Genomic DNA, 15,418 nt, shown 5'->3' on the forward strand with positions numbered 1-15,418 from the left:
CCTGACAATATCATGAGGGCAAGAGCTTACTTATAAATATCATTTATGACTCATTTGCAAAAGAATAGCTTTCGAAATCCATATTTTAAAAGTTAAACATAGGTTTGCAATCATTTGTTTTATAATTTTGCTCTTTATTTTTCGTTTACTATATCAAAGAATATTCACAAGTACATATAAATATGTCAGAGAAAGAGAACACCAATATAAATATACCTTTACTGAAGACAATCAACTCCCCGAAAGATTTGAAAAAACTCGGTATAGGACAGCTGGATACACTCTGCCAGGAATTAAGGACATTTATAATAGATCAACTTTGTAAAAATCCCGGGCACTTTGGATCCAGCTTGGGAACAGTAGAGCTTACAGTAGCCCTTCACTATATATATAATACACCTTACGACCGTATCGTGTGGGATGTAGGACATCAGGCGTACAGCCACAAAATACTGACAGGCCGCAGAGACAGATTCAATACAAACCGTAAGTTCGGAGGTTTGGCCGGATTTCCTAACCCGGATGAAAGCGAATACGATACTTTCTCGGCAGGTCATGCGTCTAATTCAATATCGGCTGCACTGGGAATGGCTGTGGCTTCCAGGCTGCTGAATGAAAACAAGCATGTAGTAGCTGTGATAGGTGACGGTTCTTTAACCGGAGGATTAGCTTATGAAGGATTGAACAATGCCAGTTCGCAACCGAACGACCTGCTTATAATCTTAAATGATAATGACATGGCTATCGACGATAATGTCGGCGGTCTGAAAGATTATCTCGTAAAAATGACGACTTCACATACCTATAACAAAGTAAGGAATGATGTTTATCAAAAGTTCAAAAGAAAAAATCTGATCTCGGAGAAAGGCAAAAACTTTATACTCCGGTTCAACAACAGCCTCAAATCGCTGATAACAAAACAACAGAATATATTCGAGGGACTCAATATACGGTACTTTGGCCCTGTAGACGGTCATGACCTGAAAGGACTGATTCGCATTCTTGAAAACATCAAGGATCTTAAAGGCCCCAAATTGCTGCATATACATACTATCAAGGGGAAAGGATATAAACCTGCCGAAGAATCGGCTACCGAATGGCATGCTCCCGGAAAATTCAACAAAGATACCGGAGAACGTATCATTTCACAGGCAAAAGACCAGCCCCAATTATATCAGAATGTATTCGGGCATACAATAGTAGAACTTGCACAGAAAGATAAACGGATAGTCGGTATCACTCCGGCTATGCCCAGCGGATCGTCGATGACCTTCATGATGAAGGAATTCCCGGAACGATCTTTCGATGTAGGTATTGCAGAAGCTCATGCCGTAACTTACTCGGGAGGATTATCGAAAGAAGGATTAATTCCTTTCTGTAACATATATTCTTCGTTTATGCAACGGGCATACGATCAGGTGATACACGATGTAGCATTGCAAAAACTTCATGTTATATTCTGTTTGGACAGAGCCGGACTGGTCGGTGAAGACGGACCAACGCATCACGGAGTATTCGACCTTGCTTATATGCGCTGTATCCCTAATCTTGTGATTGCCTCTCCCTATAACGAACACTACCTCAGACATCTGATGTACACTGCAACATACGGCAACGAAGGGCCTTTTGTCATTAGATACCCGAGAGGACAAGGCGAACTGAAAGACTGGGAATGCGAAATGAAACTGCTTCTCATCGGTAAAGGCCGGAAAATGAAAGACGGTAAAGATATGGCCGTTATTACCATCGGGCCTATTGGCAATACCGCTAATGCAGCTATCTCCGAATTGGAAAAAGAAGGATACAGCATCGCTCATTATGATATTATATTTCTGAAACCGATAGATACAGACCTATTGGATGAAGTAGCATCTAAATTCAGGAAAGTAGTTACCATCGAAAACGGTGTTATTACCGGAGGATTGGGTTCGGCCGTTCTTGAATATTTCTCAGAAAAGAATTATAAAGATATAGAGGTAACCAGAATAGGCATTCCTGATGAGTTTATAACCCACGGTTCTATACCCGAATTGAATAGACTCTGCGAAATAGATGTCCCCGGTATTACCAAACGCCTGGAGGGAGTCTTACAAAATAAACCGGCACTAAAACCTGTATTATGAGAGTTGTTATCGGTGGAGCTGGCGCAGTCGGTACACACTTGGCACGATTACTTTCGGGCGAAAATCAGGATGTTATTCTCATGGATTCCGATAAGGAAAAATTAAACTTATCGAAAGGAAATCTTGAGATCATGACGATGGAAGGTTCGACAACCTCTCTGAAAGATTTGAGCGAAGTAGGAGTAAAAAATGCCGACCTTTTTATAGGCGTCACCCCCGATGAATCGGTAAACATCACATCATGTATGCTTGCCGCTAAGATGGGAGCAAAAAAGACATTTGCACGTATCGACAACTTCGAATACCTACTGCCGAAGAACAAAGAATTTTTCGAAAGCCTTGGAATCAATTCCATGGTATATCCCGAAATGCTGGCCGCGAAAGAAATCGTATCGGCACTCAAACGCCCTTGGGTCAGGTTGTGGGTCGAATTATTCGGCGGCTCCATTATTCTTGTCGGCGTCAAAGTCAGGGATAATTCGGAGTTAGCAGATAAGTATCTGTATGAAATATCGAATACTCAGAAGAAGTTTCACATAGTTGCGATCAAGCGCAACAACCGAACAATCATCCCCAAAGGAAAAGACAAAGTTCAGCCAGATGATATTGTTTTTTTCACGACAACCAATGAATTTATAGACGAAATACCCGCAATTACAGGAAAAGAAAAATTTGAGGTAAAGAATGTCATGATAATGGGTGGCAGCCGTATTGCTATACGTACCTGCCAATACCTTCCCGGCGATACTAACATAAAGCTGCTGGAGGTAGACAAAGACAAGTGCTACAAACTACTAGAGAAAGTACCTAAGAATGTCACCGTTTTTCAGGACGACGGGCGTAACTCCGAATTTATGCAGCAGGAAAGTATCCGTAATATAGATGCCTTCATTGCTGTTACGGGTAATTCGGAAGCAAACATTCTGGCTTGCCTTGCCGCCAAAAGATTTGGTGTACGAAAAACTGTAGCCGAAGTCGAAAATATGGATTACATATCCATGGCCGAAAACCTGAATATCGGTTCTATCATCAATAAAAAACTAATCACAGTAAGTAATATATACCGTTTTCTACTTAATGCGGATGTAACCAACGTCAAAACCTTGACTTTTGCCAATGCAGATGTAGCAGAGATTGTAGCTCGCCCTAATTCAAGAATCACTAAGAAAGAAATAAAATCTCTCTCTCTGCCTAATAATATGACTATCGGGGGCTTGATGAGAAACGGAGAAGCCATGCTTGTTGATGGAGATACCCAGATAGAGCCTTACGACAATGTCGTTGTTTTTTGTCTGGACGATGCTTTAAGAGAAGCCGAAAAACTATTTAATTAAAAAGTCAACTTCAACTCCCACCCTATTTCTAAGGTCTCATATCTTTTTATAAATTTTGTGAGCGCAGTATCAACAATCAGTAACTGTTTAAATTTAGCTCGTTTGGATTTTTAGAGATATTTTTGGAACGATTTTTATTTTTTCGATACGATAACAGCGGGCTGTTTGAGTTGAGAAAAGATAAAAATTCAGGCAAAAAGAGCCTAAAAATAAACGAAAAAGAAATAAATCGTTATTGTGATACATCGTTTGGTAAATTTAAACAGTTACTCAGTTCTCGCTAAAAAAAAGACTTCAAATTCCGTTATTTTACTAACGCAGGCTATCGGCTTTGTTTTCATTTTGCCTTGAGGTAAAACAAAACAAAAAACAAGACTGCGCCTCCAACCCGAGTGTCGCAGACCTTAATTGATCTTATACCTTATTGGTTCTCCTCATGTTTTCTGAATTTTTATCTATGTATAAAAACACATTCAAATCATGGCAAAATACACAGAAAAATTAGGAAAGAAAATAGCAGAAGCAATAGAACAAGATGAATATACATTAGGTGAAATCTGCTCAATACACAACATCAGCCGAAAAACATTTTATCAGTGGATGATTAAATATCCCGATTTTGAGGGGATGGTCGAAAACGCTCGTTTGGAGAGAGATGAGCGATTGGCGCAAAAAGCACGTCAGATACTCAAGCAGAGAATAGAACAGGGACATACAGTTACTACAACCCGCTATAAATATGCGGTAGATGAATACGGGGAATTGTACTTAGCAGGGAAAACCGTAACGAAGAAAGAATACTCTCCCGATGAAAAGACCCTGAAAATGGCGATATCTAAAGAAAACGATGTTGAAAATCAAGAGAAAAAAATTCTTTTGCAACTGAAGGACGAAGAACGTATTTTACAGCAAGAGCTGGAAGACCAATTATGGGAAGAGGAAAGAGAACGAAAGTATCAAAAGTGGCTGAGTGAATCAGCCGCAAAAAAGGAAGAGGAGCAGCAGAATAATACGAACGAAGTCTGATAACTGATTTTATTGTCACTTTTGTAACCTTTTATCAATTATTGATAAGCAATGAACAATAATTAGTTGGCTGCTAATAATTATTTATTGATGCCAATCAGTAGTTAGATTAATAAAATGTTCTTTTATTTTATGCTATCAAGTTCAGCTATTTACTAACGCACCCTCCTGGGTTTGTTTTTCATTTTGCCTTGATGCAAAACGAAACAAAAGATCAAGACTGCGTCTGCATCCCGACCCGCTAAGCCCTCGAAAGCTAAGACAAATAAAAATGATTATCGCTGATATCTATTTGTCTTTTAACGCTTTCTTCGTGCAGCGGGTACCCCGGGCTTCCACCGAGGTCAAGAGCCTGACGGGGTCACAGACCCTTTTGTCGGCTGCCGCAAGCAAAGGTGTGCGTTAGCCAAGGCGCATACAGGGGTGAAGCGGTAATCTGACCAGTGAAACGGGCATTAAAACTAAATGCTGTTTGAGCTCATAGAGCGAGTTTTATTTAGTTTCGCCCGTGAACGTAGTCAGATAGGCAGAGCCTCGAAGCGCCAAAGACCTTTTGGTTCCTTTAGGGGCTTTGGCCAAAAGGAACACAAGCAATCTCTGATTGCGCGTAGTAAATAGCATAATTTAAAAGACCATTTTTCAAATACTGATTCGCATTATTGATTATTGTACATTGACTTTGTCACCTTTGTCGGAAATGAAGAACTAATAATGAAGAATGAAAAATGAATTGCTTTCAATTGATAATTAGATATTAGTAACTGTTCCTTGATTCAGTAACCTTTGTTACCTTTTTTATCCCTTATGTTACATTATTAAGTGTTATTACAACATTTATAAATAAGTTTATTATATTTGGGAATTGAAACCCCACAAAATCAAATCATGAAAAAAATCTTAACCTTAACTGTTGTATTATTTACAGGCAGCTTGTTTTACGGACAAGCCCAGATAGTACAGAAAGTAGAATCGTTTGACATCGGGAATGTAAGACTATTAGACAGTCCGTTTAAACATGCCGAAGACCTCGACTTGAAGTACATGTTGGAACTCAACCCCGACAGATTACTGGCTCCTTTTCTTCGTGAAGCAGGTTTACCGCAGAAGGCAGAAAGCTATACCAACTGGGAAAATACAGGGCTTGACGGACATATCGGAGGTCATTATTTATCTGCACTATCGCTGATGTACGCTGCAACAGGAGATTCCCGAATCAAAGAACGTCTCGACTATATGGTCGGCGAACTGAAAAAATGTCAAGATGCCAACGGTAACGGATATATAGGAGGAGTTCCCGGAGGTAAAGCTATATGGGAAGAAGTTGCAAACGGTAAAATTGATGCAGGCGGATTCAGCCTGAACGGAAAATGGGTTCCTTTATATAATATACACAAAACATATGCAGGTCTGCGTGATGCTTATCTGTATGCTCACAATCAGGAAGCCAAAGAAATGCTCATAAAAATGACCGACTGGGCAATAAAACTGGTATCTCAGCTTTCGGAAGTCCAAATACAAGATATGCTTAGAAGCGAACACGGAGGATTGAATGAAACGTTTGCGGATGTAGCGGCAATTACAGGAGACAAAAAATATCTGGCATTAGCTCATCAGTTTTCACAGCAACTGATTCTTGATCCGCTGCTGTCGCACGAGGACAAATTAACGGGAATGCATGCAAACACACAGATTCCGAAAGTCTTAGGATTCAAAAGGATTGCTGATATCGAAGGTAACCAGTCGTGGAACGATGCCGCCCGTTTTTTCTGGGATACCGTTGTCGAAAACAGGTCTGTTGCTATCGGAGGAAACAGTGTGGGAGAACATTTCAACCCAACAAATGACTTCTCCCGTATGATCAAAAGTATAGAAGGTCCGGAAACGTGCAACACGTACAATATGCTGCGATTGTCAAAGATGCTTTACCAAACTTCTCAAGACAAAAAATACATGGATTATTACGAAAAGGCATTGTATAATCATATCTTATCGACACAGAATCCCGAACAGGGAGGTTTTGTATATTTCACGCAGATGCGCCCGGGACATTACAGAGTATATTCTCAACCTCAGACTTCTTTTTGGTGCTGTGTAGGATCGGGTCTTGAGAACCATGCCAAATACGGAGAAATGATTTACTCGCATAAAGACAACCAGCTTTACGTTAATCTCTTTATCCCTTCGACCCTTACATGGCAAGAAAAGAAGATCGAAATAGTACAGGAGAATAACTTTCCGGATGAAGCTAAAACAAGCTTAACAGTGAAAACAGGAAAGGCATCTGATTTCGATTTAAAGATACGCTATCCTCAATGGGTAAAAGACGGTGATTTAAAAGTCTCTGTTAATGGTAAACCTCAGGCTGTGGTTAAAGGCGCTGACGGATATGTATCTATTAACCGCAAATGGAAAAACGGAGATAAAATAGTTGTAGATATGCCTATGCACCTGAGAGTAGAACAACTGCCCGATAAATCGAATTACTACGCTTTCTTTTACGGACCTATCGTATTAGCAGCCAAAACCAATACCGAAAATATGGACGGGTTATTTGCGGATGACAGCAGAGGCGGTCACATTGCTCATGGACAACAAGTACCTCTGAAAGATATGCCTATCGTGGTAAGTGAGCCCGACAAGCTGATATCTCAGTTACAGCCCGTAGCAAACAAGCCGTTAACATTCAAGATAACCGGACTGTATCCCGAAAAATACAACAATGGTTTAGAACTGATTCCTTTCTTCCGTTTACACGAATCACGATATATTATATACTGGCCGCAGGCAACGCAGTCTGAAGTTGCAGCTATTCAGCAACGTACAGCGGACGAAGAACAGGAACGTATAAAACTCGATGCGGTAACTTCCGACAAAGTTATCTGCGGAGAGCAACAACCCGAATCGGATCACTTTGTAAAATTCGAAAATTCAAATACCGGATTTATTGACGATGTACACTGGAGAGAAGCCAAAGGCTGGTTTAGTTATCAGCTGAAAAATACTAATAAAAACGCAAAATATTTATACATCAGGTATTTCAACAGAGATAATTCGCGGATATTGAATATACAGATCAACAACCAAACAGTAGTATCGAAAGCTTTAGACGGTAATGATGGGGACAAAATCATAACAGAACGAATCGAGCTTCCATCAGATCTTAATAATACGGATATACTGGAAGTTAAATTTACATCTACTTCTGATAAAATGGCGACTAAGATAGTCGAAGTACGGCTGTTGAATAATTAGTCTGAACAATTTCAAAAACAGCGAATACCCAATATGCTGTTCGCTGTTTTTGCTTTATAAACGATATCGCTGCCCTGACGAATAATGAACAATCTCTCATATTATTCTGTTTCAATATAAACGTATAATGTATTAATTAAATCGAACGAATATGGAAGGGTTAGGAATAATATGGTCAATAATAATAGGAGTAGCCGCAGGAGCTATCGCCGGTTGGTTGATGAGAGGGCACGGATTCGGCTTTATCGTTAATCTGATTGTCGGTCTTGTCGGCAGTATATTGGGCGGTTGGATTTATGGTCTACTCGGCATTGGTTCGGGAGGAATAGTGGGTGCTCTGATTATGTCGGTAATAGGAGCGGTTGTGCTGCTTTGGATTATTTCACTGTTCCGAAAAAAGAATGTATAACATAAAACAATAAAGAAAGGCTTTTAAAGGCCTTTTTCTATTTAAACGGCTCACAATATGAATGGACTAAAATACTTCCTTATATCGATTGGATTGCTTTCAATCGTCTTGTTTATTGTACTGCTTATAATCGGGATAAAAGTTATCTCCGCAATAGTATTTTATACGGTAGGTATAATCGCTGCGATATCGGCAGTCGGGCTTATCATATATTATATAGGGAAACTTTCGGGAAAGAGAGAATCCGAGTAACAAATAAAAAGGCGGAGCACTTCTATCAAATAGATTGCTCCGCCTATAATTCTAAATCACGATACTAAATCGGGATAATGATGGATATTTCTTTCTCTTCATTTCGTTTTACAGTAATAGACCCATCTCCTGCTTTAAGAATCAAGTCATCCCCAACTTTATAATATACAGCAAAGTATAAGTCGGTTTCCGACTCAACAATGTTGAGCTCAGTTAGATTTAGCTTAAAGTAGGCAATTCCGTTCTCGTTTGTAGTTTCTATTCTCGATGCTGAACCGGGATCAGTAGAATCATCCGGCTGCAGATTCTTGAACATGTAGACCTTTATATCCTTCTGTTCTTCACCAGCCAGATTCTTGACCGTGACTTTCACATTTGCCCCTAGAAAAGGAGCATCATCATCGTCACTGCTGCAGGCTGCAAATGCTACAACTAAGCTTAATAATAAGCCTGTAAATATTCCCTTTTTCATATACGTTTATCCTTTAGCGTAACCAATACTATCCCAAATATCTCCTCAGGAATTCCGCTACCTGATTCACAACAGCTATAGTCTGAGGAATTGTAGCATATCCGTTGAGCATACCCCAGTCATGTATCACCCCATTATAACGAACAGTAGTTACATCTACGCCTGCTTCGTCTAAGTGTATTCCAAACTCTTCCCCCTGGTCTCTTAATATATCATTCTCAGCAACAGCCATAAACGTTGGAGGCAAACCTTGTAATTGTTCTTTTGAAGCTCTTAACGGAGACAGGTAAATCTCGTCTCTATCTGCCAGATCTGTAGTATACTGATCAAACATCCATTTCATGAGAGAAGCTGTAAGAAACCGCTGTTCTCCATACAATTTGTAAGATTCCCAATCAAATGTAGCGTCAGTAACAGGCCACAGCAATGCCTGAGCTTTTATAATAGAAAGTCCTTCTTCTTTAGCTTTCAAACTTGTTACGGCAGACATGTTGCCACCGACACTATTTCCAACGATCGCTAATCTGTCTTTATCAATCTTTAGTTCATCTCCATGCTCAAATATCCACTTAGCTGTTTCAAATATTTCGTTGATAGCAACAGGATATTTAGCCTCCGGAGATGGCGAATAGTTAATGAATAAAGCTGTATATCCACTTGTCACTACTATATCCCTGACTAATCGCTTATGAGTATGATAATCACCTAAAACCCATCCTCCGCCATGTATAAAAATAAAGGCAGGTACTGGATCCTTTGATGTTTCCGAACGCACAATATTAATGCCAATCGAATATTTTGATAATTCAACATTCACTGTCTCCTCTTTAATACCCGATAAGTCAACGTTTATAGATGATTGAGCATTTTCCAAAACTTTTCGAGCATCCGCAACAGGCAAAGCCTCTACAGGCTTATCTCCTGAATTTAAGACTCTAAGATATTCTCTTGTACTAAGAGTCAAATGTGGATCTTTTAAATAATCCTTTATTTTATATTCCTTTTCCATAATACTATTTTAATTATCAATGTTAGACAATAAAATACAGATAGGAGAAATGAGCCTCTCTCCCAACACATAATCATAATAATTAAAGGATAATGTTTGTATCCCTAAAACATCGACCTATATTAATCTACATACATCAGTAAATATAAAACGCTGATTAATAAAAGATTGTTCTAGCAAGGAATCGTTTTTAACAAAAAAACAGAAAAATATACAGCTTATGGATAAGGTTGGATTCAAGGTGTATCAAGTAATAAAATCAAGAAGACCGATTATCAAATGTAGCATAGCCTTATATTTCGGTAAAGTATTTATTAACAAAAAAGTCCCGAGTAAAAAATTACTCAGGACTTTTTGTCTTTAAAAGAGGGCGGTTACCTACTCTCCCACATAATTGCAGTACCATCGGCGTGGGTGGGCTTAACTTCTCTGTTCGGAATGGGAAGAGGTGGATCCCCAACGCTATAACCACCTTAATATCTTTGATCTTATATATTAAGACGTGATGTAAAAGAACAAGTCTTTAAAAATTTGTATGTAGCAAACCTGTTACACAGGCGAAGTTTTGACGAAAAAGTTTCGGGCAATTAGTACTACTCGGCTATGACATTACTGCCTTTACACCTGTAGCCTATCAACGTCGTAGTCTACAACGACCCTTATAAGGATATCTTATCTTGAGGCTGGCTTCGTACTTAGATGCTTTCAGCACTTATCCAATCCGCACTTAGCTACCCGGCGATGCCCCTGGCGGAACAACCGGTAAACCAGCGGTGCGTCCAACACGGTCCTCTCGTACTAGTGTCAGATCCCCGCAAATATCTTACGCCCACGATAGATAGAGACCGAACTGTCTCACGACGTTCTGAACCCAGCTCGCGTGCCACTTTAATGGGCGAACAGCCCAACCCTTGGGACCTTCTCCAGCCCCAGGATGTGACGAGCCGACATCGAGGTGCCAAACCATTCCGTCGATATGAGCTCTTGGGAATGATCAGCCTGTTATCCCCGGAGTACCTTTTATCCTTTGAGCGATGGCCATTCCATACTGAAACCACCGGATCACTATGCTCTAGTTTCCTACCTGATCGACTTGTTAGTCTCCCAGTCAAGCGCGCTTATGCCATTACACTCTACGAACGGTTACCAATCGTTCTGAGCGCACCTTTAGAAGCCTCCGTTACTCTTTTGGAGGCGACCACCCCAGTCAAACTACCCACCATACAGTGTCCCTATATCAATAGGTTAGAATCCAAACAATTAAAGGGCCGTATTTCAAGGGTGACTCCACAAACACTAGCGTGCCCGCTTCATAGTCTCCGGCCTATCCTACACATCAAGTGCCCAGATTCAATGTAAAGCTATAGTAAAGGTTCACGGGGTCTTTTCGTCCCATCGCGGGTAATCGGCATCTTCACCGATACTACAATTTCACCGAGCTCACAGTTGAGACAGTAAGAAGATCATTACACCATTCGTGCAGGTCGGAACTTACCCGACAAGGAATTTCGCTACCTTAGGACCGTTATAGTTACGGCTGCTGTTTACTGGGGCTTCAATTCAAAGCTTCTCATTGCTGATGACTTCTCCTCTTAACCTTCCAGCACCGGGCAGGTGTCAGGCTATATACGTCTTATTTCTAATTTGCATAGCCATGTGTTTTTGTTAAACAGTTGCCTTCTTCTATTCTCTGCGCCTGCCATCGCTGACAGGCACCCTTTATCCCGAAGTTACAGGGTCATTTTGCCTAATTCCTTAACTGTGAATCACTCGAGCGCCTTAGTATACTCAACCCAACTACGTGTGTCCGTTTTAGTACGGGTGACTTTAAGATTAGCGTTTAGCGGTTTTTCTTGACAGTCTGTTTACCTGCATATTGATTCACCAATGGTTCCTCATACTTTCAGGTTCGACTCTTTTTGCGGATTTGCCTGCAAAAATCAACGTCTACACCCTTTAACCAACTATTCCGTCAGTTGGCAGCAGTTTCACTCCTGTGTCCCCACATCACTCTTAAAGCCAGTAACGGAATATTAACCGTTTCATCCATCGAATTAGCCGTTCGGCGTCTCCTTAGGGCCCGACTTACCCTGATCCGATTAGCGTTGATCAGGAAACCTTAGTCTTTCGGCGAGGAAGTTTCTCACTTCCTTTATCGTTACTCATACCTACATTTGCTTTTCTGTCCGCTCCAGAGCAGCTCACGCTGCGCCTTCGACGCTGAACAGAATGCTCCCCTACCGATAATATTTATCCCATAGCTTCGGTAACATGTTTTATGCCCGATTATTATCCACGCATCGCCACTCGACTAGTGAGCTGTTACGCACTCTTTAAATGAATGGCTGCTTCCAAGCCAACATCCTAGCTGTCTTAGCGGCAACACTTCGTTAATTCAACTTAACATGTATTTGGGGACCTTAGCTGATGGTCTGGGTTCTTTCCCTCTCGGACATGGACCTTAGCACCCATGCCCTCACTCCCGGTATTAACTTATGCCCATTCGGAGTTTATCTGGACTTGATAGGCGGTGAAGCCCTCGCATCCAATCAGTAGCTCTACCTGACATAAGTAATTCGCCGAGGCTGCACCTAAATGCATTTCGGGGAGTACGAGCTATCTCCAAGTTTGATTAGCCTTTCACCCCTACCCTCAAGTCATCCGAAAGCTTTTCAACGCTTACCGGTTCGGTCCTCCAATTGGTGTTACCCAACCTTCAACCTGCTCAAGGGTAGATCACTTGGTTTCGCGTCTACTCCCATTGACTATGGCGCCCTGTTAAGACTTGCTTTCGCTTCGGATCCGTACCTGATAGTACTTAACCTTGCCAATGAGAGTAACTCGTAGGTTCATTATGCAAAAGGCACGCCGTCACTGTTGCCAGCTCCGACCGCTTGTAGGCACATGGTTTCAGGGTCTATTTCACTCCTCTGTTCGAGGTTCTTTTCACCTTTCCCTCACGGTACTGGTTCACTATCGGTCTCTCGGAAGTATTTAGCCTTACCGGATGGTCCCGGCAGATTCATACAGGATTTCTCGTGTCCCGCACTACTCAGGATACTGCTAGGCTTAATAAACGTTTCGTGTACGGGATTATCACCCTCTCTGATACATCTTTCCAGATATTTCCACTACATTTATGTCTTGCCACAGCGCAGTCCTACAACCCCAATATTGCCGAAACAATATTGGTTTGGGCTAATCCGCGTTCGCTCGCCACTACTTACGGAATCACTTTTGTTTTCTTTTCCTATGGGTACTTAGATGTTTCAGTTCCCCACGTTTGCTTCCAGTCTAGCTGGATGATATGCTCTTCGCATACCGGGTTGCCCCATTCGGAGATTTACGGGTCAAAGGTTATTTGCACCTTACCGTAACTTTTCGCAGCTTATCACGTCCTTCATAGCCTTCGAGAGCCTAGGCATCCCCCATGTGCCCTTTTTTACTTTTTTCTCTTCGCCTGTTCTTTACCGTTGCCGGTAAAGTACGGTTTGATATATACTCGTTTTTTTTACTTGCTCTTTTTTACATCATGTCAAAGATCTTTTCGCTAATTGCTCTTTTAAGAGCTGACTATTATTTAATTGTCTTAGCTGTTGTGGAGAATAACGGATTCGAACCGTTGACCCCCTGCGTGCAAGGCAGGTGCTCTAGCCAGCTGAGCTAATCCCCCGTTAAATGAAGCCCGTTATCCGGCTTATTTACTTCGTAGTCCCAGGCAGATTTGAACTGCCGACCTCTACATTATCAGTGTAGCGCTCTAACCAACTGAGCTATAGGACTGGCTGTTTGTTTCTTTTCTTACCCGGTAACTGTGATTAACAGCTCCTTTTTCTCTTTATTTTGTCGATTTGATAGAAACTCTTTTTTATATAATACACTAGACATTGGGTGATAATAACTTTAACGTTATATATCCAGTTAGAACATTCTCCAGAAAGGAGGTGTTCCAGCCGCACCTTCCGGTACGGCTACCTTGTTACGACTTAGCCCCAGTCACTAGTTTTACCCTAGGACGCTCCTTGCGGTTACGTACTTCAGGTACCCCCAGCTTCCATGGCTTGACGGGCGGTGTGTACAAGGCCGGGAACGTATTCACCGCGCCATGGCTGATGCGCGATTACTAGCGAATCCAGCTTCATGGAGTCGAGTTGCAGACTCCAATCCGAACTGGGAGAGGCTTTCGAGATTAGCATCTTGTCACCAAGTAGCAACCCTCTGTACCCCCCATTGTAACACGTGTGTCGCCCCGGACGTAAGGGCCGTGCTGATTTGACGTCATCCACACCTTCCTCGCAGCTTACGCTGGCAGTCTTGTCAGAGTCCTCAGCTTGACCTGTTAGTAACTAACAATGTGGGTTGCGCTCGTTATGGCACTTAAGCCGACACCTCACGGCACGAGCTGACGACAACCATGCAGCACCTACGCATCTGCTATTGCTAGAAGATCGGTTTCCCGATCGGTCAGATGCATTTCAAGCCCGGGTAAGGTTCCTCGCGTATCATCGAATTAAACCACATGTTCCTCCGCTTGTGCGCCCCGTCAATTCCTTTGAGTTTCACCGTTGCCGGCGTACTCCCCAGGTGGATTACTTATCGCTTTCGCTTAGCCACTTATTGTAATATCACAAACAGCTAGTAATCATCGTTTACTGCGTGGACTACCAGGGTATCTAATCCTGTTTGATACCCACGCTTTCGTGCTTCAGCGTCAGTTGTAGTTTAGTAAGCTGCCTGCGCAATTGGAGTTCTTCGTTATATCTATGCATTTCACCGCTACACAACGAATTCCGCCTACTTCAAATACACTCAAGAAACCCAGTTTCAACGGCAATTTTAAGGTTGAGCCTCAAACTTTCACCGCTGACTTAAATCCCCGCCTACGCACCCTTTAAACCCAATAAATCCGGATAACGCTCGCATCCTCCGTATTACCGCGGCTGCTGGCACGGAGTTAGCCGATGCTTATTCGTACTGTACTTGCAAGAAAGGACACGTCCTCTTTTTTACCCCAGTACAAAAGAAGTTTACAACCCATAGGGCAGTCATCCTTCACGCGACTTGGCTGGTTCAGGCTCTCGCCCATTGACCAATATTCCTCACTGCTGCCTCCCGTAGGAGTCTGGTCCGTGTCTCAGTACCAGTGTGGGGGATAAACCTCTCAGTTCCCCTATCCATCGTTGCTTTGGTGAGCCGTTACCTCACCAACTGGCTAATGGAACGCATGCCCATCTACTACCAATTAATCTTTAACAAATATCACCATGCGGTGCCCCTGTATTATGCGGCATTAATCCGAATTTCTTCGGGCTATTCCCCTGTAGTAGGTAGGTTGCATACGCGTTACTCACCCGTGCGCCGGTCGTCATCAAAAGTATTGCTACTTTCATGCTACCCCTCGACTTGCATGTGTTAGGCCTGTCGCTAGCGTTCATCCTGAGCCAGGATCAAACTCTTCTTTGTATATCTTTTTTATATTCTCAGAATTATTCTAACCTCTTTATTGACTCTAGGTATTGACTTAGAGTTGATACCGATCGT

8 protein-coding genes, 2 tRNA genes and 3 rRNA genes are annotated in these 15,418 nt (G+C 41.9%); 6 read left to right on the plus strand and 7 right to left on the minus strand.

What is annotated here, in order from left to right:
* Positions 1–182: 182 nt before the first annotated feature.
* The 6 genes from dxs to AABJ51_RS11640 all read left to right on the plus strand — a co-directional run bounded on the left by dxs (position 183) and on the right by AABJ51_RS11640 (position 8,396).
* Complete coding sequence (gene dxs / locus AABJ51_RS11615) at positions 183–2,123, plus strand: 1-deoxy-D-xylulose-5-phosphate synthase (protein WP_338372711.1); 1,941 nt, start codon at positions 183–185, stop codon at positions 2,121–2,123.
* On the plus strand, positions 2,120–3,457 hold the full coding sequence (trkA, locus tag AABJ51_RS11620; RefSeq protein WP_026627328.1) for a Trk system potassium transporter TrkA: 1,338 nt from the start codon (positions 2,120–2,122) through the stop codon (positions 3,455–3,457). Before dxs ends, trkA begins: the two co-directional genes overlap by 4 nt.
* Positions 3,458–3,937: 480 nt before the next feature.
* Positions 3,938–4,483: a terminase small subunit-like protein gene (locus tag AABJ51_RS11625; RefSeq protein ID WP_338372713.1), complete on the plus strand. Its 546-nt coding sequence runs from the start codon at positions 3,938–3,940 to the stop codon at positions 4,481–4,483.
* An 885-nt stretch (positions 4,484–5,368) separates the two neighbouring features.
* On the plus strand, positions 5,369–7,735 hold the full coding sequence (locus AABJ51_RS11630) for a beta-L-arabinofuranosidase domain-containing protein (protein WP_338372714.1): 2,367 nt from the start codon (positions 5,369–5,371) through the stop codon (positions 7,733–7,735).
* A gap of 151 nt (positions 7,736–7,886) precedes the next feature.
* A complete protein-coding gene (locus AABJ51_RS11635) occupies positions 7,887–8,144 on the plus strand; it encodes a GlsB/YeaQ/YmgE family stress response membrane protein (RefSeq protein WP_026627324.1) in 258 nt (85 codons plus the stop codon).
* Between the two features lie 57 nt (positions 8,145–8,201).
* Positions 8,202–8,396, plus strand: a complete 195-nt coding sequence (locus AABJ51_RS11640; RefSeq protein WP_026627325.1) for a hypothetical protein — start codon at positions 8,202–8,204, stop codon at positions 8,394–8,396.
* Between the two features lie 64 nt (positions 8,397–8,460).
* Here AABJ51_RS11640 and AABJ51_RS11645 read toward each other — a convergent pair whose 3' ends face one another.
* The 7 genes from AABJ51_RS11645 to AABJ51_RS11675 all read right to left on the minus strand — a co-directional run bounded on the left by AABJ51_RS11645 (position 8,461) and on the right by AABJ51_RS11675 (position 15,340).
* On the minus strand, positions 8,461–8,868 hold the full coding sequence (locus tag AABJ51_RS11645; RefSeq protein WP_338372715.1) for a hypothetical protein: 408 nt from the start codon (positions 8,866–8,868) through the stop codon (positions 8,461–8,463).
* A gap of 28 nt (positions 8,869–8,896) precedes the next feature.
* Positions 8,897–9,877 carry an alpha/beta hydrolase gene (locus AABJ51_RS11650; RefSeq protein WP_338372716.1) on the minus strand — a complete coding sequence of 327 codons (981 nt, stop codon included), beginning with the start codon at positions 9,875–9,877 and terminating at the stop codon, positions 8,897–8,899.
* A gap of 365 nt (positions 9,878–10,242) precedes the next feature.
* Positions 10,243–10,353 (minus strand): 5S ribosomal RNA (rrf, locus tag AABJ51_RS11655).
* Between the two features lie 92 nt (positions 10,354–10,445).
* Positions 10,446–13,329: ribosomal RNA gene (locus tag AABJ51_RS11660) — 23S ribosomal RNA — on the minus strand.
* Between the two features lie 147 nt (positions 13,330–13,476).
* Positions 13,477–13,550: transfer RNA gene (locus AABJ51_RS11665), tRNA-Ala, on the minus strand.
* Positions 13,551–13,586: 36 nt separating this feature from the next.
* Positions 13,587–13,660: transfer RNA gene (locus AABJ51_RS11670), tRNA-Ile, on the minus strand.
* A 154-nt stretch (positions 13,661–13,814) separates the two neighbouring features.
* A 16S ribosomal RNA gene (locus tag AABJ51_RS11675) occupies positions 13,815–15,340 on the minus strand.
* The 16S, 23S and 5S rRNA genes sit together here with 2 tRNA genes alongside, the layout of an rRNA operon.
* Positions 15,341–15,418: the final 78 nt, after the last annotated feature.

The sequence above is a fragment of the Indolivaga capnocytophagoides genome, from assembly GCF_036511535.1.
GTDB lineage: Bacteria > Bacteroidota > Bacteroidia > Bacteroidales > Dysgonomonadaceae > Dysgonomonas_A > Dysgonomonas_A capnocytophagoides.